The following is a 25149-nucleotide window of genomic DNA, read 5'->3' on the forward strand; positions in this document are numbered from 1 at the left end:
AGGGCATCATGGGGCGAAACAAATATCCGGAGCAAACACAAGAAAAAATAGTCGAAGCTTCCATAAAATTATTTATTGAAAAAGGCTATGAGCAGACTACGATACAAGACATTTTAGATGCTCTAAACCTTTCTAAGGGTGGGCTTTATCATCATTTCAAGTCAAAGGAAGAAATCTTAGAAGCTGTAAAACAAAAAAGGGCACAGTATGCCGCTGACATGCTGCATGATTTAATTGATAATACCAAGGCGGCAAATGCAAAGGAAAAGCTAAAAAAAATTCTTTACCAGTGGGGTGCAAGCACACAAACACATTCGTTTGATACAATTTTGAGCTCTCAATCAAACAATCCTCATTTTGTGATGGGAGCTTTGCAAAATGCTGTTAATCAAGATGCTCCTATTATTTCAAAGCTAATAGAGGAAGGTGTCAAAGATGGTTCAATACAAACCACAGAGCCTGCCCTATGTGCGGAAATATTTTTACTGCTTTTAAACTTTTGGACAAGTCCTGTGCTTTTTAAGCGAAATTTAGATGAAACAAAAAAACGTCTATCCTATTTGCAGTCGCTTATGTGCCTGCTTGGATTGGATATCATCGACAATGAATTTATTGAGAATATTGCAGGTAGTTATGATAAAACTGGAATGTTTTAAATATTTACGGGCTAAAAATGGCTGTTATAATACAGTCCATTTTTTAGGAGATATAAAAACCGACAGTCGGTTTATTTAGGAGGAATTGAATGAGCGGAAAAATAGCAATACAAACAACTCGCTTGGTTAAAAGATTTGGAGAAAATGAGGTTATCAAGGATTGTTCTATGTGTATCGAGGAAGGTACAATCTATGGTTTTCTTGGCGTAAATGGTGCAGGAAAGACCACGGTGTTTAAATTGCTTATCGGATTACTGACACCCGATTCCGGTAGCGTTGAAATTTTAGAACATAATATGTTTCAAAATCGTGACAAAATGCTTTCGCAAATTGGAAGTTTGATTGAAACACCCACTTTTTATGAGCATCTTTCAGCACGAAAAAACTTAGAAATCCATTTAGCATACATGGGTAATTACGGATATGAAATAGACAAGGTATTGCAAATGGTGGGATTGTCCGATGTAGGAGAAAAAGCGGTTGTCAAGTTTTCGCTTGGAATGCGACAACGATTAGGAATTGCGAGAGCGTTAATTCATCAACCTAAAATTCTAATTTTAGACGAGCCGATTAACGGACTTGACCCTATGGGCATTAAGGCAATGAGAGAATTGTTTTTAAGCCTTGCAAAAGAATATGGGATAACAATCTTATTATCCAGCCATATCCTTAGTGAAATTGAACACGTAGCCGATAAAATTGGAGTAATCGTTGATGGAAAAATAGTATGTGAAACCGACTTGGCACAAGTCAAGGCGGAATATAAGAATAGCTTGGAGGACTATTTTTTTACTATCATGAGCGGAGGGAAACAGTTATGACAAAACTTATCAAATTAGAACTTGAGCGTATCAATTTGCGTCCATATTTTATCAGCAGTGCTATTTTTGGCATTGTTCAATTAGTATTTACTTATTTTGTAGCTTATGTGGCACAAGTGGAACAAGAAGTGCAGTTTATGAATTATGGGAACATTCTTTTGTTTACAGGTGTAATTAGTACTTTTCTTTTTGGTATTTTGTCAGCAACGATGTATGCAAGACTGATTGTTGAGGAATATTCGGGCAAACGGTTAGCATTGCTTTTTTCATATCCTGTTGGTCGACAAAAAACATTTATAGCAAAAACATTGATTGTTCTCTTGTTTGTAATGCTATCCATGTTCCTCTGCACAATGTTGTCTATTGGTATTTTCGCCATAACGGAAGGTTTTTGCCCAATTGTTTCGGAGGTTATGACGAGTGACATATTGATAACAGCTTTCTGTAATATGCTTGTATCTTTAGTCGCTGTCAGTGCAATCGGACTACTATCAATGCGTATCGGATTTATAAAAAAATCCATCTCAACCACGCTAATCAGTGCGTTTATATTGTCGGGTATTTATGGAAATATAGCCATTAGCAAAGTGGGAAACTCAGCTATTTCTTTGATAATTGCCACGGTTTCACTGCTTGTTATATTGGCGATACTTGTCACTTTATCCTGTAAAATCAATCATATGGAGGTAGAATAAATGAAACAGGACAGAATTTCTGAAATCACAAGAAAAGCCATAGAGGTACCTATGGGGTTTACACAGTCACTTATGGAAAAAACAGAGAAGGTAAAAACACCTTCTCCAAGAGTTGATAAAATCGGGCGGTCAATCGGTGCTTGTGTTGGTGTTTTACTATTGCTTACAGGCGGAGCTGGACTTTTAGTTGGTAAATCTTCGTGGGCGATAGGATCATTATCCGTAGGAGCGGTCACTATACTGTCAAATTTTATTTGTATCGGCAAAAACAAAAAGTAAAAATGATTACAGTATGAAAAATTTTCACATAGTACCCTAACGAAATGCCATTTTCGGGCTTAAAGGTTGAGGGGATAAAAATTAACCCTATACCGTATGCCCTCACCCGAAGAAATCTTCATACAAAAGGTATCAAGCGAGCAGCTTTACAAGGCAATCAAGGCACTGCCACCACTACAAGGCAGAGCATTATCCGTGGAATTGAGAATTTACGAAAATACTATGCCAAGAACGGTTGGCGACTTTAGGAGGTATTTTACCATGAACAATAATAAAAAACAGATTGCACCACTGGAAACCGAATTTGGATAGAAGAAGAGTATGAGGTAGATAATACGGTTATGGTTCACATTAGAAATCTGAGAGAAAAAATAGAAAAAGATAAAAAAAATCCAATCTATATAAAAACCGTATGGGGTGTTGGATATAAATTTGGTGAATAAAAGAAACAACCCCTTGTAATTTTGTGAGTTTGTGTATATAATAAAACAAAATGTGTTATTAAGTATTTGACTTATATATAACATACTAACGTGAATAAGAAACAATAATGATGATGAAAGCTACGATTAAAGAATTTCTTCAGAGAGCCGATGGTTGGTGCGAATCGGTGAAAGGATTAGTCTTTCCACTTTCGGAGTTGTCAGCGATGAGCTGAAAGGTTCGTACCCTTTATCGTACAATGAAGTGGCTGAGAAATCAGCAATTTGGGTGGCAACACGGAAACCTTTCGTCCCATATCGTTAGATATGGGATGGAAGGTTTTTTTATTTATAGGAATCGAGTGCAAAAGCTAGTTTATTTTTGTTATCTCGTTAATTTGCATTAATTTATGTGGAATAAGTTATGCCAAACGTAGTTCATCCGCAACGTACTCTTTATTCCAGGAAATCCCACACTATCATTACCTTACTCTTATTCATGAGACTACTATTTTAAGGTTATTAAAATTATTAAAGTAATGGAGGAACAATCATGTTAGATTTAAGATTTGTAAGAGAAAATCCAGAAGTTGTAAAACTAAATATTAAGAACAAATTCCAAGATAGCAAATTACCTTTAGTGGATGAAGTAATAGCACTTGATCTTGAAAGCAGAACAGCAAAACAAGAGGCAGATGCCCTTCGTGCCGAAAGAAATGCTATATCAAAACAAATCGGTGGATTAATGGCACAAGGCAAAAAAGAAGAAGCGGAAGAGTTAAAGAAAAAAGTTACTGCTGAATCAGAACGTCTAGCTGAATTAGAACAAAAAGAAACAGAATTACAAGAAAAAATCACTCAGATTATGATGACTATTCCTAATATCATTGATCCATCTGTTCCAATTGGTAAAGATGATAGTGAGAATGTTGAAATTACACGTTATGGTGAGCCAGTTGTTCCTGACTTTGAAGTACCTTATCATGCTGAAATTATGGAAAAATTCGATGGTCTTGACCTAGACAGTGCGCGTAAAGTAGCAGGTAATGGATTCTATTATCTTATGGGAGATATCGCTCGTTTACATTCAGCAGTTATCTCTTATGCTAGAGATTTCATGATTGAACGTGGATTTACTTACTGTATTCCACCTTATATGATTCGTAGCGACGTTGTTACTGGCGTAATGAGTTTCGCTGAGATGGATGCCATGATGTACAAAATCGAAGGAGAAGATCTATACCTAATCGGTACAAGTGAACACTCAATGATTGGTAAATTCATCGATACAATCAATCAAGAAACCTCATTACCATATACATTAACAAGTTATTCACCATGTTTTAGAAAAGAAAAAGGTGCTCATGGCATTGAAGAGCGTGGTGTATATCGTATTCACCAATTCGAAAAACAAGAAATGATCGTAGTTTGTAACCCAGAAGATAGTATGATGTGGTTCGAGAAATTATGGCAGAACACCGTTGATTTATTCCGTTCACTCGATATTCCAGTTAGAACACTTGAATGTTGCTCTGGAGATTTAGCTGATCTTAAAGTGAAATCAATTGACGTGGAAGCTTGGTCACCAAGACAACAAAAATACTTCGAAGTTGGTAGTTGTTCAAACTTAGGAGATGCACAAGCTCGTCGTCTTAAGATTCGTGTCGTTGGTGAAAGAGGTAAATACTTTGCGCATACACTAAACAACACAGTAGTAGCTCCACCAAGAATGTTAATCGCATTCTTAGAAAACAACTTAAATGCAGATGGAACAGTTAATATTCCAAAAGCATTGCAACCTTATATGGGTGGAAAAACAGTTATTAAATAGATATGACCCACTATAGTTGTTTCGCTATCGTTTCTTAGTCATTGTATGTTAGATAAGAAGCAGTAGACAATGTTGTGAGTTTTGCAAACTTAGTATTTGATATAAACTAAAAAAGTTATAACTGAAAATTATCAGTTATAACTTTTTTGTTTATGAGATCTTCGACCTTACATCCCGTCTATAATAATACAAACATCGTCCATACATATAATCAAACAAGAAGATAAAAACTTCCACTACAGGAATGAATAAGATAAAAGATGGTATTTTTAGTGATACAAACAGTTCCTTGCAGGTAAAATATATTGTAAATACACTGATGTTCGCCACGAGATAATTTATTGCATGTACAAGGTATCTATACTTTGTTTTCGTAAACCAATAATACCAGATTCCATAGTGTCCAAAGAATAAGATATAAGGTACAATTGCAAGCTTATTTGGTAATACCAGTAAGGCAAGTAAAGAAGACGCAACATAAAAAGCGATACCAGCTCGTAGGTTACTCTCTTCTAGAATAATAATTACGAATATTGAGCTTAGACAGTAGGATATCATCTGGATATTCGATATACTACCTGCCAAGAATAAAAACAGCAAGGTGAATACTAAGAATATACCGCATAGACTGATGGTCTTAGTGGAAAACTTCGAAGAATGATTTGTTGAATTCGTCTTAGCCATGGTTTTATTCTCCTTATATAATATAGTTAGTCGCAAGTTGTACAATGATATCTTTTGTATATTGCATCTGTTTTTTCACGAATGGCAATACATAAGATATTGAATACAATTCCTTTGTAATCCACAAAATCCATCTCTGTATAGAGATAAACAATCTGAAGTAATAAGGAATTGATATGTTGTTCCACTTCTTTTAGGAATGTTTCTTTATCCTCTTGATAAGCTGCAAGCATTGGATTGAAAGCATGTTCTTTTGCATCTTTCACTAAATCATCTAATGCATCAATACAATAGACCCATTGTCCAAGATAATCGAATAGCTTACTCACGGAATCTTCCTGTACAGTAATTACTTGATTGAACATATCACGAAGTGTTTGACCAAATAATTTGCCAAGTTCAATATAATCAGTACAGTTTGCAGACTCCATTTCATGAAGCCTTTTGGTGTATTGCTCAAAACATTTTACCTCATTTGGATACTCTTTGCAGATCTTTTTGTAATTTCTATGATAAACTAGCTTACTAGTTCTGGCTTTCATTCCACCTTCGTCATGTAAATTATCTTGTATTTTACCATAAGCAAATATCACATTCATATCTGCCATGAATTTGGTATAGGTGTTTAGACGAATGGGCTTTTTTTGATAAGCATGAAGAGCACAACGGTGAGTAGTCTCTACAGTATTCGTATCTGCAAGGGATGACAGTAAGAGAGCAAAGAAGGCCACGTCATTACTGAGGAGTAATCTTGGTAATTCACCTTGATGTTTCTTTAACTCAACGCAGACGCCACAGTAGAAGGAACGGTATTGTTTATATTCATAAACACGAAGATCATCTACCTTCGGTTTTAGATATCCTATCATCTCATGCCTCCGTTAACAACAATTCATACAGTCGCAACACATCATGCAAGTGAGGCATTGGCAACAATCGTCGCACCCATCATTTCTAGGGGGATAACTAGAATTTTGACCGGAGCCATAGAAGCCACGATTACCACCATAGAAAGCACCGCCAGATTGTTTTGCAGCGAGAATCTGATCTTTTACGGTATTACCAACAGCACTATATAGGTCACCAAGTTCTTGATCTAGATTGTGACCATATTGTCTACATGCAGATTCATAAGTCTGTTTCGTAGTACGGCGAACATTCTCAAGTTCACTCATAAGACCGATGAATTGATAATTAGCTTGAGCAGCAATAGGAGTTCTTTGCATCTCTTCGTAAGCTACTTTTAGCACGGTAGGTATATCATTATAGATACGAGCTGGATCATGAGCGATTAATTTATCATATTTTGATTGAATGGCTGGGTAGATACGTAATGCTTGGAGTACAACTGTGATGGTTTTGTTCATCTCTTGTTCGATAATAGGACGAACCATGTTACTGAAATCATCAGTTGAGGTATAGGCGTTGTTATTGCCATATCCAGAATAAGACGAATAATCAGAATAACCAGTAGCGCCTTTTTCAAAACGATCACATAATTCATTGTATTCCACATTGATTTCTTGCATCTTATCTAAGTCACCACCATTATCGGGATGGTAAACACGTATGAGAGCTTTATATTGTTTTTTGACTTCATCCATAGAAGTCGGATTATTAAACCATTTCATGGAGATTCTCCTTTATTTTAACAATTGGGGTTGCCCTTATTGGAAAGCATATTTGATTATAACATGACATTGAAATGTTTTGGTAGTAACAAATGTCATATTTAATAAAATTATAAGATATATCAAGAAGGGCAAAAAGCCAAAAGTGAACGATTGATAAGTTTTGCACTTTTATACAGTTAGTGTTTACATAGTGTAATTGTAATATTAAATAGAAGCACAATTAGAATCTAACTCATGATGTGACTTCTTTTTGCATACAATGAGAGTAAAGAAGGTTACTAAGGAAGTAAGAAATATGGGAGAGAAAAGGATTATCCTTATATTAGTTATTATCCTACTGCTTATAATGGGTAAATTGTTTAGAGGAGATATCTTTGAACCAACGATGCAGTCGGATACAATAGAGGATTCAGCGATAGAGGTGGAAAAGACAAAACAAGAAGTAAAACAAGAAGCAAAACAAGAAGCAAAACAAGAAACAAAACAAGAAGTAAAACAAGAAACAAAACAAGAAGAAACCGTTAAGAAGGAAGATAGTGCTGAGATTGCGCATAAAGAAGAGTATATGGAACTATACCCTGATATGTATGTTAAAAGCAGTGCTAAGATTCCATTAGCAGCAATTGATACAAATGTTCTTGATTATAGAAAGTACATATTTAAATACCCAATGAGTGATATTCAAAGTGATAAGAAAGTAGCTTATCTTACATTTGATGATGGACCAAGTGAGAATACACGTAAAGTTTTAGAAATCCTTAAAAAGTATAATATTAAGGCTACTTTCTTTATGATTGCGGGGTCAGTAACGCCAGAACGCTATGATCTTATTAAAGAGATGATTGATCAAGGACATGTGGTTGGCATCCATACATATTCGCATAACTATAAGAAAATATATGCTTCTGTTAAAGATTATCTTGACGATTTTTATCTTGCTTATACAAGAATGTATGAAGTTACTGGAGTACAACCAATTGTATTTCGTTTCCCTGGTGGCAGTTACAATAAGTATATGAAGGGAATAAGAAAGCAAGTAATGGCAGAGATGGAGAGACGTGGATTCACATATTATGATTGGCAAGTATCTGCTGAAGATTCCATTGGTAAACCTACAAGAGCCTCTATAACTAGGAATGTGTTAAAGGACTTAAAGAGGTATAGAAAACCTATTATACTTCTACATGATTCTTCTGTAAACAAGGCAACAGTACAATCCTTAGAGACTATTATTCAAACAATTAAAGAAGAAGGGTATACCTTTGATACTGTGGATAAGAGATAAGAGAAAGATAAATTTAAGTTATTAAGTATTCTGCTTTAGATGACTTTAAAGTTATATAATATATAAAATTAAAACACGGCATATCCGCATGTTACTTATATAAGTTACATAGGGAATGTGTCGTGTTTTCTTTTTAGTACTGCATCACATTAATCTAACTTAAACGAGTTCAGCGATTCTTGACACACCAACATAGATTTGTGAAATCTTATACCAAGTTGGAAAATCAACAACTCCAGTAGCAGGAAGATTGAAGATTCTTTGGAATTCTGCTACGGAATCTTTTGTCATTTGACCAAAGATTCCATCAGCAGCAATCTTTGGAATTAATGGATAAGCTCCAGCGATAACATTCAATTGTTCTTGCATTTGTTTTACTTTAGCACCACTACTACCTACTGTTAAATCGTAACCTGGCCAAGAAGAAGGAACGCCAGCAATCTCGTCAGCAGTATTAATGTACATGTTTTCTCCATAGAAATTACGAAGAATTTCAATTGCAGTATATCCCTGATCTCCAAGAGTTTTAGAGCCCCATTGGGTCAGCCTTATTGCAATAAGGGGCGTAATAGTAGAAGTGTCCTTATGTTGAAATAGCTCTGTATCAGGTCGAGAATCTTTCAACAAAGTTTGTTGGTAATATAATTTTTTGTGGCAGTGATTGATATCCTTTGATTCTTGAAAGAAGTAAGTTCGCTGCAACCGTTCCAATTTCTTCTTTCGGTACATGAAAAGTAGTCAGTGGAGGATTGGAATATTGGGACATCTCAATATCTGACATACCAATGACAGCAACTCTTTTAGGAACAGGAATTTGATTGGTATAGAAGCTTTTCATTGCAGCCATAGCCATTAAGTCACTTGCAGCAAAAAATGCTGTTGGATAGTGGTCACTTTTACATAATGCATCTACTTTCGCAACACATTCATCTTCATTCCAGTTACAATCAATGATCCATTCATTATGGATAGGTAAGCCAGCTTTATGCATAGCAATCAAGTAACCTTGGTATCGCTTACTATCTTTGATATCTTGGGACTCACCGCTCCCTCCGATAAATCCGATTTCTTTATGTCCTTTCTTGATTAGATGATTGGTAGCTAAGATACCATTCTGCAAATGGTCATACCCAACATCATCAATATCATCTCTTAAAGTATCAATACCTACAATATGAGGAACACGCTTTTTAATATAGTGGTAGCTATCATCGTTTAAAGGGTCCATTAGAATCAAACCGTCTAAAGAGTCGCTGAAGGTTGTAATCAAAGAATTCTTATCATTTAATACTGTTGATGATTTAATAAAAGCTAAATCAATTCCTACAGATCGCAACTGTTTCTCTACGCCCGCTAGAATAGACATGTAGTAGGGGTCGTTATACCCTTTTTTGGTAACTCTTAAGATGCAGCCGATCTTTACTGTAAGTTCAGTAGTAGGGAGGGAATTTGATGATTTCTTATGCTGTGCCTTGGTAGGTACATAATTTAATTGTGTAATGGCATCAAGCACTCTGGCTTTAGTTTCCTCGGTCATTTTATATTTGGTATCTTGATTTAGAACACGAGAGACGGTAGCAATGGAGACATTTGCTAGTTTTGCAACTTCTCGTATAGTACTCATAACTGAAAACACCCTTCCATTTCGTATAGTCTATATATAATTTACCTTGTGTTACGTTATGTTTACTTTACCTTATCTATAGTAAATTGTCAATGAAAAGTAGTAGATATCAGTCTGGTAATAGCGTTGATTTTCGTTATTAGCCTTATATAATTCATTGTACTAATTATGTAACAAGAAAAAACACTTTGATTATCGATGTTAAGAAAATAATTTATGAATTCACATTTTAACTGTTTACAAAGCATGTAACAAATGCTAATATAAAAGCGTAACAAATGAAAATGATACGTAACAGAACAACTGTATGTTACGTAATCTGTTCTAAAATTTAGTAGAGGATAGAGAAAACGATACAGTGAGTAGAGGCTAAGTAGAAAGGAAGTAAGATTATGGAAAAACCGGTTTTAGTAATTATGGCTGCGGGTATGGGAAGTAGGTACGGTGGTTTAAAGCAGATTGATGCTGTTGATGAACAAGGACATATAATTATTGATTTCTCGATCTTTGACGCAATACGAGCAGGATTTAGAAAAATAATTTTTATTATTAAGCATGAGATGGAAGAAGAGTTTAAAGAAGTAATAGGAGATCGAATTGAAAAAATTGTAGAGGTTGAATACGTTTTTCAAGAGGTTACAAAAGTGCCAGATAACTTTACTGTTCCAGATGAGAGAGTGAAACCATGGGGGACTGGTCATGCAATCTTGTGTTGCAAAGACAAAGTCAAGGGACCTTTTGCAGTAATTAATGCAGATGATTTCTATGGGAGAGAGGCATTTACTAAGATTTATGATTTCTTAGATACGATCAAAGAAAATCAGAGTACTGTTTATACCATGGTTGGTTATCAGTTAGAAAACACTTTGACGGAAAATGGCTCTGTTGCAAGAGGAGTATGTGATGTTAATGAAGAAGGCTTCTTAACAGAGATTACGGAACGAACGAAAATCGAAAGATTTCCTGATGGTGCGAAATATTTTGATAGTGAGCAGGATACTTGGGAAGATATTCCTTTCGACAAAACAGTATCTATGAATCTCTGGGGATTCAAAGAAGATATTATGAAGGAACTTGAGGAAGAGTTTAATAAATTTCTAGAGAGAGAAGTTTCGATTAACCCGACAAAAAGTGAGTTTTTCTTACCAACGGTGGTTCAGCATATGATTGAGAAGCAAAAGGTACAAGTAAAAGTATTGAATTCGGATGATAAATGGTTTGGTGTTACCTATAAAGAGGATAAAGAGGTTGTCCAAAATGAAATAGCGAAGTTAAAAAAACAAGGAGTTTACCCTACGAACTTATGGTAGAAAGTAAACTCATAGTGTAGATACTAGGTAGAGAAAAGATGTAAGTATCAGGACTTTGGAAAGGGGTATAGTAATTTTATGGCAAGTGAAATAAAGGTAGAGTTAATTGAGAATGCAATCACACAGTTTTGTGTAGAAGGAGATGTTGTGAATTATGAAAGGTATGGTAACGGGCATATTAATGATACGTTTGTCGTAGTCTTTCAGAAGAATTCTGAACAAACAAGGTACATATTACAACGCATCAATAACAGTATATTTAAGAATCCAGAGCAATTAATGTTTAACATTACTCAGGTTACCTCATTTTTAAAAGATGAAGTGAAAAGGCTTGGAGGAGATAGTAGAAGAGAAGTGATAACGGTGATTAATACGAAGGAGGGAGCCTCATTCTATCAAGATACTGAAGAAAATTACTGGAGAATGTATCTATTTATAGAAGATGCAAGCTGTTTTGAGCAGGTAAGTAGACCAGAAGACTTCTTTCAAAGTGCAGTTGCTTTTGGGAGATTTCAGAAATTATTATCTGACTTTGATGCATCAAGTTTGTATGAGGTAATACCAGATTTTCATAATACACCGTTACGTTATAAAACATTTCTACAAGCTGTGAAAGAAGACAAATGTAATCGTGCCAAAGAAGTACAGGATGAGATTATGTTTTTTATCAAAAGAGAAGAGGATATGGAGTATTGTAAAAGATGTTTAGAAGAAGGCAAGCTCCCACTTCGTGTAACCCATAATGATACGAAGCTTAACAATGTAATGATTGACAATAAAACAGGGAATGGTCTATGTGTTATTGACTTAGATACCGTAATGCCTGGATTATCTATTTTCGATTTTGGGGATTCTATTCGCTTTGGGGCCAATACCGCTACAGAGGATGAAAAGGATTTGACCAAAGTTAATTTGGATCTTGAATTATTTGAAGAGTATGTTAAGGGCTATCTAAAAGGCTGTGAAGGAAGCTTGACAGATGCAGAAATTGCTATGTTACCTTTTGGAGCAAAAACAATGACATTGGAATGTGGTATGCGCTTTCTAACAGATTATATAGAGGGTGATGTGTATTTTAGAATTCACAAACCAGAACATAATTTAGACCGTTGTCATACACAGATGTCACTGGTACTTGATATGGAACGAAAATGGAATGAGATGAATGAAATCGTGTCAAAGGCAAAAGGAGGTAATTTATAATGGCTATATTAGTTACAGGTGGAGCAGGATACATAGGAAGTCATACCTGTCTTGAGTTGTTAAGCAAGGGTTATGATGTAGTAGTAGTAGATAATCTCAGCAATTCTTCAGAAGAGTCACTGAAGAGAGTAGAAAAGTTAGCGGGTAAAGACTTAACATTTTATCAATTCAATGTTGAAGATAAAGATAAGTTAATTAAGGTATTTGAACAGGAGAAGATTCAAGCTGTAATTCATTTTGCAGGTCTAAAAGCAGTTGGGGAATCCGTACATAAGCCACTTAACTATTATTATAACAATTTGGTTTCAACTCTTGTGCTTTGCGAAGTGATGACACAGTTTGATGTGAAGAAGTTAGTATTCAGTTCTTCTGCTACCGTATATGGTAATCCGCAGACAGTTCCAATCAAGGAAGATTTTCCGCTTTCTGTTACCAATCCATATGGTAGAACAAAGCTAATGCAGGAAGAGATGTTAAGAGATTTGGTGGTTGCTGATAGGGAATGGAAGATTATCTTATTGCGTTATTTTAACCCAATAGGTGCAGATCAAAGCGGTATGATTGGAGAAGATCCACTTGGTATCCCTAACAATCTAGTTCCATATATTACGCAAGTGGCGGTTGGTAAGTTAAAAGAACTTCAGGTATTTGGTGATGATTATGATACAAAGGATGGTAGTGGGGTAAGAGATTATATCCATGTTACAGACCTAGCAATTGGTCATGTGAAGTCAATTGAGAAACTTAGTCAGATCGAAGGTGTTAAGACGTATAATCTAGGTACCGGTAAAGGTTATAGTGTATTAGAAATGGTTGCTGCTTTTTCGGAGGTTTGTAAAAAACCGATTCCTTATGTAGTGAAAGAAAGAAGGCCAGGCGATATCGCAACCTGCTTTGCAGACCCAAGTTTAGCAAAAGAAGAACTTGGATTTGTCGCAGAGAAAAAGCTTTCCCAGATGTGCGAGGATGCATATCGCTGGCAGTGTAACAATCCGAACGGATATCGAGATTGAGAAGGTTCCCTAACGCAAAACGGATATTGAGGCTTGGCACATTCGCTTATATTCCTGAGGAGTAGTATTGGTCATCTTCTTAAACGCTTGTGAAAAATAGCTTGGTGACGAAAATCCAACGATTTGAGAGATGGACGATAAGGAATGGGAAGTATTTGCTAAAAGGTGTTTACTTTCTTCAATTCGTCTTTTATTCAAGTAATTAATCGGTGAGGTACCAAATTGTTTTGAAAAGTTATGTACAAAGTAATACTTATTTAAGTGAACCAGAGAACTTAGCGTATCTACCGTGATATTCTCTCTGAAGTGTTCCTCGATATATTTTTTAGCTATATTACATTCTCTAGTTAAATTGGGACCTGTGACCATGGAAATCTTAAAAGCTTCATTACGAAGGATAAGTGTGAAGATGATATTTAATAAATTCTGACAAACAAAGTCACGATATGGCTGGTCGCGTTTCATCTCATGAGCAAGCGTATTGAAGTACAGATGCAAATCAGTTTTATAGGTAGAACTATTTAAGATGATATAATCTTTGTCCTCAGCTTGAAACTTAATTCCCTCTACTCCTAATACAATATACTCCATTGGCTTAGCGGAATTGGAGATTTCAGTATGTACAATGGTTGGGTTAAGAATAATTAAGTCATTTGCTTTGACATCTAAGATCTCCGACTCTACGGAGAACTGCCCTGTACCATTTGTAATATAGAAGAATTCTGTAAAGTTATGAGAGTGTGGGAGACTAACCCAGTCATTCCCGTATTTCGATAGTGCAACATAGAGCAAATTTACATTAATTGATTGATTACCATGCTTGACATCAGGGTTAAACGTATAGGAAAGGGTTGAATCATCTTTGTGAGTTATGGACGCTTCACAGTCATTATCTGTTGTAAAATTGTATCGACTATTACTCATATATTACCTCCTACTTATTATGTGGAAAATATACAAAAAGATTCCTTTAATGTAATGGTTGGTTGTTTATATTATATATTATACAGCAAGATTCATAAAGAAGAAAGCAATATTTCTATTGTTTATTTAATTAAATATTGTATACTACTAACATAGTCATAAAGGAGGATAAATATATGAAAAAAATTGGTAGTATTTTATTAGTACTTGCATTGATGATGAGCTCCCTTGCTGGTTGTTCTAAAAAGGACACAACAAACAACGGAGCTACAACAACACCTGCAACAACAGAATCTACGGATACGTCTCAAACGGAAGAAACTACTTCACCTGAGGAAACAAAGAAAGATGTTACAATAAAAGTAGCAGCAATCGAAACCGCTTATGGTGCTGAGATGTGGACAAAGGTTTGTGCAGCATTTGAGGCTAAGACAGGAATTAAAGTGGAACTTACAACAGATAAGTTATTAGAGGATGTTATTGGAGCAGGAATGAAAGCTGGAGATTATCCAGATGTTGTACATTTGGCTACAGGCCGTCCAGCAGCTTTAACAGAGACTTTAATTAAAGAAAATGGTTTAGAAGACATAACAGATGTATTAAGCATGACTGTTCCAGGGGAAGATAAGAAAGTTATTGATAAGATTGCTGGTGGGTTTACAGAATCTTCTTTAACAAATCCTTATAACGATGGAAGAACATACATGGCACCTATGTTTTATAGCCCATGTGGATTATTCTTTAACCAAGGCTTATTCAATGAAAAAGGCTGGACAGTTCCAAAAACTTGGGATGAGATGTGGGAACTCGGAGAAAAAGCCAAAGCAGAAGGTATTGCATTGTTTGCATATCCAACAGCAGGATATTTTGATGCATTCTTCTACGCTCTTCTATACGAAGCAGGCGGTGCAGACTTCTTCGAAAAAGCAACTACATATACAGAAGGCATTTGGGATACTCCGGAAGCAAACACAGCATTTGACATAGTTGAGAAGTTGGCTTCTTACACAGAGAAATCAGTTCCTTCCAATGCAAACAATGATAACTTTGTAAAGAATCAGCAATTAATCTTAGATAACAAAGCATTATTCATGCCAAATGGTACTTGGGTTGTTGGAGAAATGGCCGATGCTCCTCGCGCCGATGGCTTTGAGTGGGGGCTTACAGCACTTCCAGCTATTACTGAGGGAGGGGATGCTTATTCCTTTACTTGGTTTGAACAATCATGGATTCCAGCAGCAGCAGAAAACAAAGATGCCGCAAAACAATTTATAGCGTATATGTATTCTGATGAAGCAGCTCAGATCTTTGCAGAATCAGGTGCTATCCAACCAATTGTTGATTTTGCTGATACACTAGAAGGCGACAACAAGATGTTTTACAGTATCTATGATAATGGTGCTAAAGCTGCTTTAGGTGGCTTCGCAACTACCGATCCAGTTGAGGGTGTTAATTTCTCTGATACCGTATTCGGTACAGTAAACTCCTTAGTAAGTGGAGATAAAACAAAAGCTCAGTGGATAGACTTAATTAAAAAAGATAGTGACTTGCTCCGTGCTGCATTAAAATAAAACATAGAAGGTATACTTCTTAGTAACAAGTAGGCGAATACAAAACGGCGAGCAGAATTTTACTCGCCGTTTTTTAAATAGGAGATAGACATGAAAAATAGAGAAAAATCTATATTTATATTCTTATGTGTAGCACCTGCAGTAATTTTGTTTACGATCTTTATGATCGTGCCAACGATTAATATATTCAAAATGTCTCTATATAAATGGGGTGGATATTCGCCGGATAAAACCTTTGTTGGTTTTGATAACTTTAAAAAACTTGCGAAAGATATGAAGTTCTTGCAATCCTTTGAGAATACGGTGCTATTAATTATAATTGTTAGTGTAGTAACGATAGCGTTAGCGCTTGTATTCGCCGCAATATTAACTAGAGAGAAAATCGTTGGTCAGAATTTCTTCAGAATAGTTTTCTACATACCAAACATCTTATCTATTGTAATCATCAGTGCAATTTTTAGTGCAATCTTTGATTCACAAAATGGATTATTTAATAGTATTTTATCTTTGTTTCGGGATAAAGGCAGTGAACCAATTTATTGGTTAGGAAATCAGAAAATAGTTATCTTCTCCATTGCAATTGCAATGATATGGCAGGCCATCGGTTATTACATGGTTATGTATATGTCTAGTATGGCAAGTGTTCCAGAAAGCGTATATGAAAGTGCTAGTATTGAAGGTGCTAGTCGCATTCGTCAGTTCTTTACATTAACAATTCCACTGATTTGGTCCAATATCAGAACGACATTAACGTTCTTCATTATCAGTAGTATTAACCTTAGCTTTATGCTTGTAAAGGCAATGACAAGTGGTGGACCAGATGGTAGTACCGAGGTGTTCTTAAGCTATATGTACAAACAAGCTTACACCAATTCTAGTTATGGATATGGTATGTCGATTGGTGTTGTAGTATTCTTGTTCTCGTTCGCATTAAGTGGAATAGTGAACTTGATTACTAAGCGCGAAACGATAGAACTGTAGGAGGTGGGGCACATGAAAAAAAGAAATAACCTTTCATTAACGAAAATAGTTATTTATATCATACTGGGTTTATTAGCAATTTCAATAATTGTACCAGTAGGCTGGGTATTCATAGCTTCAATTAAGCAAAATAGCGAATTTTATCAAAGTCCATGGAAACTCCCTGCGTCCTTTTACTTAAAAAACTTCAGTGAGGCTTGGAACAGTGCTCATATGGGAGAATATATGCTAAACAGTGTGATTGTCACAGCTGTTGCGCTTGCCATACTTTTAGTCGTAGCTCTACCAGCTGCTTATTGTTTAAGCAGATTTAAATTCAGACTTCGTAAAATATTAAATATACTTTTTATGGCCGGACTTTTTATCAATGTGAATTATATTGTAGTTCCAATCTTCTTGATGTTTATTGATGCAGATAAGGCACTCAAAAGCTTCGGATTGTCTCCACTTTTCTTGAATAATATATATGTGTTAGCTCTCGTTTATGCTGCAACAGCACTTCCTTTTACCATTTACTTATTATCTGGTTATTTTGTAACGATACCAAAGACTTATGAAGAAGCTGCATATATTGATGGAAGTGGATATCTAAGAACGATGGTGAAAGTTATATTACCAATGGCCAGACCAAGTATCATTACAGTAATATTATTTAACTTCTTATCGTTTTGGAATGAATACATCATAGCAATCACCTTATTATCGGATCCAAAGGGGGCAAAGACGTTACCAGTTGGACTTATGAATCTGATGAAGGCACAGAATGCTGCAGCTCAATATGGTCAAATGTATGCAGGCCTTGTTTTAGTAATGTTACCAACCTTGATTCTATATATTATAGTACAAAAGAAGCTAACTCAGGGTATGACTCTTGGCGGATTGAAAGGATAGGTGCTATATGGAAAAAACAATGAAAGTTCTAGGAATTATTCTAAAATGCATATGCCTTGTTGTTTGTGTCGGCTTCGTCATTCTTGGCCAAAAAAGCGTTAGTTATCAAGGCTTAGTTACAATGCTTGCAGGTTTATGTGGAATATTAGTGTTGTTATATCTTTATAACAGAAAATACAAGTAAATGTAGTTTATATAGATATCTTCTAGTGGATTGTGCCTTTCCTTGGCATAGTCTTACTAGATGTGTGCAAAAAAAGAGTAAGTGCGTGGTAATCATGCGCAGGAATAGAGGTTAATATGAATAAAGATAGAATACTATCTGGACGCGTCACTATACCAACAGATGTTGACGTTGTTCCGGAAACGATAGAGCTACTGAATAGATGGGGAGCGGATGCCATCCGTGATTGTGATGGTACCGATTATCCAGAAGAATTAAAGGCAGTTCAGGCTAAAGTGTATAGCACATATTACACAACTCGTAAGGATAACGAATGGGCGAAAGCACATCCGGAAGAAGTGCAACAATGCTATATTATGACAGCCTTTTATACCGCTACAGATAGCTCTTTACGTATTCCCTTGTTAAAAGGAATCGCATCGGATCTAATGAAGGTCAATGACCGTGACGACAAATATCGCTGGTGGGAAGTGATTGATCGTAGTACGGCTAGTGTAGTTCCTAAAAAGGATTGGACTTATGATACGGAAACAGGAGAAGTTGTAATCACGAATTGTAGTCCATTTCATAATTATACAGTTAGTTTTCTAGCGTATCTAATATGGGATCCGGTACATATGTATAACGCGGTAGTCAATGGATGGCAGGGAGTAGAACACCAGATAACCTTTGATGTTAGGCAGCCAAAGACACGCGAGTATTCCATGATACGACTTCGTAAGTTTATTGAAGAGCATCCTTACGTGGATGTTATACGATACACAACCTTTTTCCATCAGTTTACCTTAATCTTTGACGAGATGTTACGTGAAAAGTATGTAGATTGGTATGGATATTCTGCATCGGTATCGCCTTATATCTTGGAACAGTTTGAGCAAGAAGTGGGTTATACCTTCCGCCCAGAGTTTATCATTGATCAGGGATATTATAATAATCAGTATCGTATACCAAGCAAAGAATTCAAGGATTATCAAGCATTTCAGAGACGCGAAGTAGCAAAACTAGCGAAGGAAATGGTGCATATTACCCATGAATATGGGAAAGAAGCCATGATGTTTCTTGGCGATCACTGGATTGGTACAGAACCTTTTATGGAAGAATTTCAGTCAATTGGTCTAGATTCAGTTGTTGGTAGCGTTGGAAATGGTAGTACCCTGCGTTTAATCAGTGAAATCGAAGGGGTAAAATATACAGAAGGAAGATTCCTGCCATACTTCTTCCCAGATACCTTCTATGAAGGGGGAGACCCTGTTAAAGAAGCAAAAGTCAACTGGGTTACCGCTAGACGTGCCATTTTAAGAAAGCCAATTGATAGAATTGGATATGGTGGATACTTAAAGCTTGCATGTCAGTTTCCTGAGTTCATTGATTATGTGGAATCTGTTTGTAACGAATTTCGTGAGCTATATGAAAACATTAAGGGTACAACACCGTACTGTGTCAAACGTGTTGCTGTGTTAAACAGCTGGGGTAAGATGCGAGCTTGGGGCGCTCACATGGTACATCATGCACTATACCAAAAACAGAATTATAGTTATGCGGGAGTAATTGAAGCATTAAGTGGAACACCATTCGAAGTATCCTTTATTAATTTTGATGATATAAGAAATAATCGAGATTTATTAAAGAATATTGATGTTATTATTAATGTGGGAGATGGAGATACTGCACATACCGGTGGAGATGTTTGGGAGGACGCCTCTATCTCAAGTGCAATTCGTCAGTTCGTTTATGAAGGCGGTGGATTGATTGGAATTGGTGAACCAAGTGGACACCAATATCAAGGGCATTACATTCAGTTAGCAAATGTACTTGGAGTGGAGAAAGAAACAGGATTTACCTTAAACTACGATAAGTATAACTGGGAGGCGATTGACTCTCACTTTATCACGAAAGATTGTACGAAAGAAGTGGATTTTGGTGAAGGTAAGAAGAATATGTATGCCTTAGAAGGAACCACAATTATAGTACAAAAAGACAAAGAAGTACAGATGGCAGTGAATGAATTTGGTAAAGGAAGAAGTGTTTATCTAAGTGGTCTACCATATAGTTTTGAAAACAGCAGAGTCCTTTACCGAAGCATACTTTGGAGTACGCATGAGGAAGATAATTTGAAGAAATGGTTCTCTAGTAACTTCAATGTAGAAGTGCATGCTTATGTTAAAAACAATAAGTATTGTGTGGTTAATAATACGTATGAGCCACAAAAAACAACGATTTATAGAGGAGATGCTAGTAGCTTTGAACTTGAGTTAGAGGCAAACGAAATCATTTGGTACGAGATATAACACTTAAGATAATATAAGATTTGATAAGATAACAGTGGCACAAGAATGCCAAGAAGCAACGTAAAACTATCTTCAACGAATTGTCTGTTAGAGGAGTAGACAGGTAGTGTCTTCTAGACAGACAATTCGGGAAGATTATTTTTAATTTAGTACCTACTTGCTTAAATTAGGGGCATTGTAGTAGAAGCGTAGTGTAGCATTGGTTTTATCATATACAATATGGTGAATTAAGCTTGATAATATGTTTTGTTTATCGGATTCGGAGACGATTTCAGATTGCAGTATCTCTGCAAGAGAAAGGTATATTGGGTTTGATAATTCGGTATTCGTGGAATTAAGAGCCTTTTGTATATTTTGTTCTATTAATGTAATCTCTTTCGTTACTGCCATTTTCGTTACTGTGTATTCCTCTAAGGTATCAACACCGTTAAGATAAGCATCTTTTGCACGTTGTAATCGTATAGAATGTTTATGTAGGGCTTCTTTATTAGCCTGCATATCTTCGGTAGGGGTGTTCATAGTGTGCACAGATAGTTGGTAAATATTACTGTTTTGTGGATAAACCTCCATTAAAGATGAGGTCAATGTGGATAACAGCTTCTTCTCACTCAGTTGATGGGATTGAAGACAGCGCCCCTTTTGATAACCGCAACATTGTAGATTATAATATGTTTTGTTTTGAATTTCAAGAGTTCGTTTAAAAACAAGAAGCGAATTACCACAATTGCCGCATTTAACCATTCCAGATAACCAGTGTTTACATCCTTTGGAATGTTCTCTTGGTTTTCTAACTCTATTTGTATAATAAGCTTTAACAGTTTGGTATTCTTCTTCGGTTATAAGTGACTCATGAAGTCCTTTCGTAAGTATGGAAGCTTCGGCATCTCGTTTTAGTTGAAAGCGTATATAACCTGCATAGAATGGGTTTTTTAGGATGTATTCAATGGTACGTTTTTCGAAGGGGTTGCTACGTTTGGTTAGGAATCCTTTGCGATTTAGTTCCTTTGCAATTTCATATGGGGATTGGTGAAAGTTTATGAATCGATCAAAGATTGACCGAACAATTTGGGCCTCATCCTCCTTAATCTTTGGGATTTCTCTAGCATACTTAATTTCGTAGCCAAGTGGAGGAGCAGCTTGATATCCACCACGAATAGCTTTTTCAGTCATACCTTTTAAGACTTCATCTGATAGATTTAGGGAATAGTATTCCGCCATTGCTTCTAATATTGCTTCGAGAATGATGGAGAATTTGTCGTCATCTAAGTGTTCAGTGGTACTTATGACACGTATTCCGCACTCTCTTTTTAACAATGATTTATATAAGATACTATCTTCCCTTGAACGACTAAAACGATCGAACTTATGAACTAGGATAACATCAAAGGGACGTGGCTTTTTCTTAGCCATACGAATCATCTGCATGAAAGCTGGGCGTTTATCGGCTCTTCTTCCGGAAATTCCTTCATCGATATAGATATATTCCTCTGGAACTAGGAAATCATTTTGTTTGGCGTAAGATAATAGAAGACGTTTTTGAGCATCGGGAGAATAATCAGTTTGATCCTCTGTACTAACCCGTATATATATAGCAGCAGTATTCATAGCTTATAATTCCTTAGGTATTCAGTTATTATATGATATTACGTAATATTTGACCAATATGCTTGATATACTATTTTAAGAGGAATAACTATGATGTACTCCACTTATTCATAGTTATTTAGAAGTTAAATTAGGGAGTAAAATTCCATGGAGAAGCTGAAATTTGAGAATTATATATATTTCCCGGATAAAATCATTAAGTTTGACGAGTTAAATGACGATGAAATGGATGAGTTTCGCAGGCAGATGATAAATATCTTGCAAGAGCAAACGAATCTGGAGTATAGGGAAAATAGTGAAGAGCTAACGAATAAAAAACTAGAAGATGGAGAAAATATTCCCAAAATGAATAAGTGAATAATTAATTGCGAGCCCGTATACTTCGCAATTAATTAACTTAGCGAGGTAGAAGGAGAACGTATGAAAAAGATTATTTCAGTTATGCTAGTAGTAATTATAGCGGTTGGTTTAGTTGGGTGTAAGAAAGCCAAGGAAGTAGACGTGAAGACGCAAGATTTAATTAACTCTATTGGAGAGAGTATTGCAAAAGATGCGAATGTTGCCTCTAAAGAGGAACTTGGCTGGAACGAAGTTGATCTATTAAGCGAGAATGGTTCTGCTATTCTTGAGATGATGAATCTTGATCCAAATCTACTAGAAGAGGCAATCTATTATGAGAATCCGATGAATGTGCGAGCGGATCGTATTATTATAGCAAAAGTAAAAGAAGAGAAAGATGTGAATACTGTTAAACTTGCATTTGATGAATTGAAACAGGCACAAGAAGCTGATTGGAAACAATATCTTCCTGACCAATATCAAAAAGTAAAAGAAGGTCAGGTCATTGTTAAAGATAAATTCGTATTCTATTTTGTATATGATGATATCGCTAGTATTAAGAAGATCGTAGACGATGCATTGATACAATAACTAGTAAAGAGTTATTAGTTTATAAGAATCACTATAACAATTACTATAATAAGAAAAGATAGGGAGAGGGAAAATCCTTCTTCCTAATTATACTGTTTAGTTTATTACAGGAGGAAGCAAATGAAGATTATATATGCAAAAGATTATTCTGATTTAAGTCGTAAGGCAGCGAATATTATATCGGCACAAGTAATTTTAAAGCCAAATAGCGTATTAGGTTTAGCAACAGGCTCTACGCCAATAGGTACCTATAAGCAGTTAATTGAATGGTATGAGAAAGGGGATATTGATTTCTCTGTAGCAAGGTCCGTAAACTTAGATGAGTATGTAGGGATTAATTCTGATAATGAACAAAGTTATCGGTACTTTATGGATACACACCTATTCTCACATATTAATATTAAGAGAGAAAATACATATGTACCAAGTGGAAAAGCAGTGGATTTACAAGAAGAATGTAAGGCATATGATGATTTGATTCAAAAAGTTGGTGGTATTGATATGCAGTTACTTGGGATTGGACACAATGGTCATATCGGTTTTAATGAACCCGATCAAGCATTCGAAAAAACAACCCACATTGTAGAGCTTGGAGATACAACAATTAGTGCCAATGCTAGGTTTTTTGATTCTATCGAGGAAGTCCCAAGGAAGGCAATCACAATGGGAATTAAATCTATTATGCAAGCACAGAAGATATTATTAATTGCTAATGGCAAGGATAAAGAAGAGATTATTAATAAGGCTCTTAACGGACCAGTAACTCCAGCTATACCAGCTTCGATACTGCAATTACATCCGGATTTGACCGTGATTTGTAGTTTTGAATCATAGGATAATAAAAAGGTGCCCTCTACCAATGTAGTAGAGAGCACCTAAGTACTATTCTTCGTCGTCTATAATGTCTTGGAATTCTTCATCATCAAGAAATTGATCGAATGCGTCAGCAACAGCTTCGTATTCATCATCATCTTCGATGTTAAGAAGTTCGATTTCTTCGTTTTCTAATTGTTTGAAACGGTATAAGAAAACTTCACCTTCTTCATCACTTTCTGCTTCTTCAACAGGTAGTAATGCAATATAATCGTTTCCGTTAACTGGGAAGATTGTTAATACAATACATTCCATCTCCGTACCATCATCAAGTGTTAATGTTACCATTCCTTGTTCTTCTTCGTTGCATCCGCAATCGCAATCGATATCATGACGTTCGTCGCTCATTAAAAATACCTCATTTCTTTATAATTGAGATTGTCACAGTAAGTATCATAGTTATCTTCTGTGCATTAATTTACTGTAACTTATTTCCTATTGTAACAAGTGAAAAATTAATTCAAGTAAGCTAATGTTTCTCTTTATTATGAATGTATCAGATTGAATAAAAAAAAGCAAGGAGTTATTTTGTTAAAGTCTCATTAAATTCATTGATTTAATTGCAAAAAACAGTAAAAATATATTGACTTTATTGTAAAATAGCATAAAATAATTAAGAGCGGTATATTATGCTACTAAAAGGTATAATTGAAAATACCTATTTATTGAACATTCACAGTTTAGGAGGAGAACATTCAGTGGTTACAAGCAATGCTAATGATAGCAGACCAAGAGAAAACCGTAGCAACGAGACGAGAAGCAACAATTATAAACCTAGAGTAAATCGTGATAATGAAAATCGCGGTGAAGGTAGAACTTATAATGGAAACCGTGAGAATCGTCCGTTTAATAAGGAAGGAAGACCTTATAACAAAGACGCTAAACCATTTAACAAAGAATCAAGACCTTATAACAGACAAGGGGATTCAAACAATCGTACTGATAGACCTGCAAGACCATATAAAAGAGATGGTGAAACGTCTGAACGTACAGGTGGTTATCAAAGAGATAACAATGGATTTAGAGGAAAAGATACAAGAGGTGGGAGCTATAATAGCTACAATAAGGATCGTGGTTTTAATAAAGATCGCGATGATGCGGACAGAAATGAAGGTAGATCTGGTAAAAGCTACGGCAGCAAAGACCAAAGAATGAAAGATGCACCTACTAAAGAAAAAGAACAACAACCAGACAAATTTGAGACTATTAAGCGTTTAGAACGCGAAAAGAAGGCAATGCAAAAGAAACAAGAAAGCAAGAAAACAGAGAAACAAGCAAAGCCTCAAATGAAGCAAAAAAGAACAAATAATATCGATTGGACTCGTGGATATCAGAATGGTCTATATGACGATGATGATGAAGATTACACAATGTTAATGTAATACAAGTATTCGATATATAAGATAAAATTCGTTTGATATAGTTTTAATATATCACGTATAAGA

The 25149-nt window shown here is 35.6% G+C and carries 25 protein-coding genes, 2 pseudogenes and 1 other annotated feature; of the genes and pseudogenes, 19 read left to right on the forward strand and 8 right to left on the reverse strand.

Annotated elements, in window-relative coordinates; translation table 11 throughout:
- Positions 1-8: 8 nt before the first annotated feature.
- The 6 genes and pseudogenes from BUB90_RS11085 (at position 9) to serS (ending at position 4704) form a co-directional block, all read left to right on the forward strand.
- The gene (locus tag BUB90_RS11085; protein ID WP_073287656.1) at positions 9-656 is read left to right on the forward strand and encodes a TetR/AcrR family transcriptional regulator; all 648 of its coding nucleotides are present in this window, start codon (positions 9-11) and stop codon (positions 654-656) included.
- A gap of 89 nt (positions 657-745) precedes the next feature.
- Entirely contained in the window at positions 746-1477 is a 732-nt protein-coding gene (locus BUB90_RS11090) for an ABC transporter ATP-binding protein (RefSeq protein WP_073287658.1), read from the forward strand.
- On the forward strand, positions 1474-2172 hold the full coding sequence (locus BUB90_RS11095) for an ABC transporter permease (protein WP_073287660.1): 699 nt from the start codon (positions 1474-1476) through the stop codon (positions 2170-2172). The genes BUB90_RS11090 and BUB90_RS11095 overlap by 4 nt, the downstream gene beginning before the upstream one ends.
- Positions 2173-2451, forward strand: a complete 279-nt coding sequence (locus tag BUB90_RS11100) for a hypothetical protein (RefSeq protein WP_073287662.1) — start codon at positions 2173-2175, stop codon at positions 2449-2451.
- 299 nt (positions 2452-2750) lie between these two features.
- Positions 2751-2894: pseudogene (locus tag BUB90_RS11110) on the forward strand (winged helix-turn-helix domain-containing protein); the annotation flags it as partial.
- A gap of 101 nt (positions 2895-2995) precedes the next feature.
- Positions 2996-3192: a binding site (T-box leader), on the forward strand.
- Positions 3193-3426: 234 nt separating this feature from the next.
- Positions 3427-4704, forward strand: coding sequence for a serine--tRNA ligase (serS, locus tag BUB90_RS11115; RefSeq protein ID WP_073287666.1), 1278 nt, complete (start codon positions 3427-3429; stop codon positions 4702-4704).
- Positions 4705-4854: 150 nt separating this feature from the next.
- On the opposite strand, the gene BUB90_RS11120 is transcribed toward serS, so the two are convergent.
- The 3 genes from BUB90_RS11120 to BUB90_RS11130 are packed head-to-tail and all read right to left on the reverse strand — an operon-like array spanning position 4855 to position 7019.
- On the reverse strand, positions 4855-5388 hold the full coding sequence (locus tag BUB90_RS11120) for a hypothetical protein (RefSeq protein ID WP_073287668.1): 534 nt from the start codon (positions 5386-5388) through the stop codon (positions 4855-4857).
- A gap of 26 nt (positions 5389-5414) precedes the next feature.
- The gene (locus tag BUB90_RS11125) at positions 5415-6257 is read right to left on the reverse strand and encodes a DUF5685 family protein (RefSeq protein ID WP_073287670.1); all 843 of its coding nucleotides are present in this window, start codon (positions 6255-6257) and stop codon (positions 5415-5417) included.
- A gap of 12 nt (positions 6258-6269) precedes the next feature.
- Positions 6270-7019, reverse strand: a complete 750-nt coding sequence (locus BUB90_RS11130) for a J domain-containing protein (RefSeq protein ID WP_073287672.1) — start codon at positions 7017-7019, stop codon at positions 6270-6272.
- Between the two features lie 298 nt (positions 7020-7317).
- On the opposite strand from BUB90_RS11130, the gene BUB90_RS23090 reads away from it, so the two are divergent.
- Positions 7318-8307 (forward strand): polysaccharide deacetylase family protein, encoded by a 990-nt coding sequence (locus BUB90_RS23090; RefSeq protein ID WP_170865480.1) that lies wholly within the window; start codon positions 7318-7320, stop codon positions 8305-8307.
- A 159-nt stretch (positions 8308-8466) separates the two neighbouring features.
- Here the strand turns inward: BUB90_RS23090 and BUB90_RS11140 are convergent.
- Together BUB90_RS11140 and BUB90_RS11145 are read right to left on the reverse strand one after the other, a co-directional pair.
- Positions 8467-8853: pseudogene (locus BUB90_RS11140) on the reverse strand (peptidoglycan-binding protein); the annotation flags it as partial.
- Between the two features lie 58 nt (positions 8854-8911).
- On the reverse strand, positions 8912-9931 hold the full coding sequence (locus BUB90_RS11145) for a LacI family DNA-binding transcriptional regulator (RefSeq protein ID WP_073287674.1): 1020 nt from the start codon (positions 9929-9931) through the stop codon (positions 8912-8914).
- Positions 9932-10323: 392 nt separating this feature from the next.
- Here BUB90_RS11145 and BUB90_RS11150 point away from each other — a divergent pair, with 392 nt between their 5' ends.
- From BUB90_RS11150 to galE, 3 genes are all read left to right on the forward strand, one after another.
- Complete coding sequence (locus BUB90_RS11150; protein WP_073287676.1) at positions 10324-11241, forward strand: nucleotidyltransferase family protein; 918 nt, start codon at positions 10324-10326, stop codon at positions 11239-11241.
- A gap of 78 nt (positions 11242-11319) precedes the next feature.
- Entirely contained in the window at positions 11320-12444 is a 1125-nt protein-coding gene (locus BUB90_RS11155) for a phosphotransferase enzyme family protein (protein WP_073287679.1), read from the forward strand.
- Complete coding sequence (gene galE, locus BUB90_RS11160) at positions 12444-13457, forward strand: UDP-glucose 4-epimerase GalE (RefSeq protein ID WP_073287681.1); 1014 nt, start codon at positions 12444-12446, stop codon at positions 13455-13457. Before BUB90_RS11155 ends, galE begins: the two co-directional genes overlap by 1 nt.
- A 9-nt stretch (positions 13458-13466) precedes the next feature.
- On the opposite strand, the gene BUB90_RS11165 is transcribed toward galE, so the two are convergent.
- Positions 13467-14381 carry an AraC family transcriptional regulator gene (locus BUB90_RS11165; protein ID WP_084139210.1) on the reverse strand — a complete coding sequence of 305 codons (915 nt, stop codon included), beginning with the start codon at positions 14379-14381 and terminating at the stop codon, positions 13467-13469.
- A 176-nt stretch (positions 14382-14557) separates the two neighbouring features.
- Here BUB90_RS11165 and BUB90_RS11170 point away from each other — a divergent pair, with 176 nt between their 5' ends.
- The 5 genes from BUB90_RS11170 to gnpA all read left to right on the forward strand — a co-directional run bounded on the left by BUB90_RS11170 (position 14558) and on the right by gnpA (position 20296).
- Complete coding sequence (locus BUB90_RS11170) at positions 14558-15952, forward strand: carbohydrate ABC transporter substrate-binding protein (protein ID WP_073287683.1); 1395 nt, start codon at positions 14558-14560, stop codon at positions 15950-15952.
- Positions 15953-16042: 90 nt separating this feature from the next.
- A complete protein-coding gene (locus tag BUB90_RS11175; protein ID WP_073287685.1) occupies positions 16043-16933 on the forward strand; it encodes a carbohydrate ABC transporter permease in 891 nt (296 codons plus the stop codon).
- A 12-nt stretch (positions 16934-16945) separates the two neighbouring features.
- On the forward strand, positions 16946-17824 hold the full coding sequence (locus BUB90_RS11180; RefSeq protein WP_073287687.1) for a carbohydrate ABC transporter permease: 879 nt from the start codon (positions 16946-16948) through the stop codon (positions 17822-17824).
- A gap of 19 nt (positions 17825-17843) precedes the next feature.
- On the forward strand, positions 17844-18008 hold the full coding sequence (locus BUB90_RS24420) for a DUF6903 family protein (RefSeq protein ID WP_408605931.1): 165 nt from the start codon (positions 17844-17846) through the stop codon (positions 18006-18008).
- A gap of 116 nt (positions 18009-18124) precedes the next feature.
- Positions 18125-20296, forward strand: coding sequence for a 1,3-beta-galactosyl-N-acetylhexosamine phosphorylase (gnpA, locus tag BUB90_RS11185; RefSeq protein WP_073287689.1), 2172 nt, complete (start codon positions 18125-18127; stop codon positions 20294-20296).
- A 153-nt stretch (positions 20297-20449) separates the two neighbouring features.
- Here gnpA and BUB90_RS11190 read toward each other — a convergent pair whose 3' ends face one another.
- Positions 20450-21901 (reverse strand): recombinase family protein, encoded by a 1452-nt coding sequence (locus BUB90_RS11190; RefSeq protein WP_073287691.1) that lies wholly within the window; start codon positions 21899-21901, stop codon positions 20450-20452.
- Between the two features lie 147 nt (positions 21902-22048).
- On the opposite strand from BUB90_RS11190, the gene BUB90_RS11195 reads away from it, so the two are divergent.
- The 3 genes from BUB90_RS11195 (at position 22049) to nagB (ending at position 23665) form a co-directional block, all read left to right on the forward strand.
- A complete protein-coding gene (locus BUB90_RS11195; RefSeq protein WP_073287693.1) occupies positions 22049-22258 on the forward strand; it encodes a hypothetical protein in 210 nt (69 codons plus the stop codon).
- A 63-nt stretch (positions 22259-22321) separates the two neighbouring features.
- The gene (locus tag BUB90_RS11200; protein WP_073287695.1) at positions 22322-22831 is read left to right on the forward strand and encodes a DUF4358 domain-containing protein; all 510 of its coding nucleotides are present in this window, start codon (positions 22322-22324) and stop codon (positions 22829-22831) included.
- 120 nt (positions 22832-22951) lie between these two features.
- A complete protein-coding gene (gene nagB, locus BUB90_RS11205; protein ID WP_073287697.1) occupies positions 22952-23665 on the forward strand; it encodes a glucosamine-6-phosphate deaminase in 714 nt (237 codons plus the stop codon).
- A 48-nt stretch (positions 23666-23713) separates the two neighbouring features.
- Here the strand turns inward: nagB and BUB90_RS11210 are convergent, their stop codons facing one another.
- Positions 23714-24052, reverse strand: coding sequence for a DUF1292 domain-containing protein (locus BUB90_RS11210; RefSeq protein WP_073287699.1), 339 nt, complete (start codon positions 24050-24052; stop codon positions 23714-23716).
- A gap of 350 nt (positions 24053-24402) precedes the next feature.
- Here BUB90_RS11210 and BUB90_RS11215 point away from each other — a divergent pair, with 350 nt between their 5' ends.
- Positions 24403-25086, forward strand: coding sequence for a hypothetical protein (locus tag BUB90_RS11215; protein WP_139241749.1), 684 nt, complete (start codon positions 24403-24405; stop codon positions 25084-25086).
- Positions 25087-25149 lie beyond the last annotated feature (63 nt).

This window comes from Anaerosporobacter mobilis DSM 15930 (assembly GCF_900142955.1).
Lineage (GTDB): Bacteria > Bacillota > Clostridia > Lachnospirales > Lachnospiraceae > Anaerosporobacter > Anaerosporobacter mobilis.

Coding starts and splice junctions, on each gene's coding strand:
- BUB90_RS11200 (WP_073287695.1), top strand. CDS start 22,322: ATGAAAAAGATTATTTCAGTTATGCTAGTAGTAATTATAGCGGTTGGT.
- BUB90_RS11085 (WP_073287656.1), top strand. CDS start 9: ATGGGGCGAAACAAATATCCGGAGCAAACACAAGAAAAAATAGTCGAA.
- BUB90_RS11145 (WP_073287674.1), bottom strand. CDS start 9,931: ATGAGTACTATACGAGAAGTTGCAAAACTAGCAAATGTCTCCATTGCT.
- BUB90_RS11090 (WP_073287658.1), top strand. CDS start 746: ATGAGCGGAAAAATAGCAATACAAACAACTCGCTTGGTTAAAAGATTT.
- BUB90_RS11155 (WP_073287679.1), top strand. CDS start 11,320: ATGGCAAGTGAAATAAAGGTAGAGTTAATTGAGAATGCAATCACACAG.
- BUB90_RS23090 (WP_170865480.1), top strand. CDS start 7,318: ATGGGAGAGAAAAGGATTATCCTTATATTAGTTATTATCCTACTGCTT.
- BUB90_RS11175 (WP_073287685.1), top strand. CDS start 16,043: ATGAAAAATAGAGAAAAATCTATATTTATATTCTTATGTGTAGCACCT.
- BUB90_RS24420 (WP_408605931.1), top strand. CDS start 17,844: ATGAAAGTTCTAGGAATTATTCTAAAATGCATATGCCTTGTTGTTTGT.
- BUB90_RS11130 (WP_073287672.1), bottom strand. CDS start 7,019: ATGAAATGGTTTAATAATCCGACTTCTATGGATGAAGTCAAAAAACAA.
- BUB90_RS11180 (WP_073287687.1), top strand. CDS start 16,946: ATGAAAAAAAGAAATAACCTTTCATTAACGAAAATAGTTATTTATATC.
- BUB90_RS11150 (WP_073287676.1), top strand. CDS start 10,324: ATGGAAAAACCGGTTTTAGTAATTATGGCTGCGGGTATGGGAAGTAGG.
- nagB (WP_073287697.1), top strand. CDS start 22,952: ATGAAGATTATATATGCAAAAGATTATTCTGATTTAAGTCGTAAGGCA.
- BUB90_RS11190 (WP_073287691.1), bottom strand. CDS start 21,901: ATGAATACTGCTGCTATATATATACGGGTTAGTACAGAGGATCAAACT.
- BUB90_RS11100 (WP_073287662.1), top strand. CDS start 2,173: ATGAAACAGGACAGAATTTCTGAAATCACAAGAAAAGCCATAGAGGTA.
- BUB90_RS11210 (WP_073287699.1), bottom strand. CDS start 24,052: ATGAGCGACGAACGTCATGATATCGATTGCGATTGCGGATGCAACGAA.
- gnpA (WP_073287689.1), top strand. CDS start 18,125: ATGAATAAAGATAGAATACTATCTGGACGCGTCACTATACCAACAGAT.
- BUB90_RS11195 (WP_073287693.1), top strand. CDS start 22,049: ATGGAGAAGCTGAAATTTGAGAATTATATATATTTCCCGGATAAAATC.
- serS (WP_073287666.1), top strand. CDS start 3,427: ATGTTAGATTTAAGATTTGTAAGAGAAAATCCAGAAGTTGTAAAACTA.
- galE (WP_073287681.1), top strand. CDS start 12,444: ATGGCTATATTAGTTACAGGTGGAGCAGGATACATAGGAAGTCATACC.
- BUB90_RS11125 (WP_073287670.1), bottom strand. CDS start 6,257: ATGATAGGATATCTAAAACCGAAGGTAGATGATCTTCGTGTTTATGAA.
- BUB90_RS11170 (WP_073287683.1), top strand. CDS start 14,558: ATGAAAAAAATTGGTAGTATTTTATTAGTACTTGCATTGATGATGAGC.
- BUB90_RS11120 (WP_073287668.1), bottom strand. CDS start 5,388: ATGGCTAAGACGAATTCAACAAATCATTCTTCGAAGTTTTCCACTAAG.
- BUB90_RS11165 (WP_084139210.1), bottom strand. CDS start 14,381: ATGAGTAATAGTCGATACAATTTTACAACAGATAATGACTGTGAAGCG.
- BUB90_RS11095 (WP_073287660.1), top strand. CDS start 1,474: ATGACAAAACTTATCAAATTAGAACTTGAGCGTATCAATTTGCGTCCA.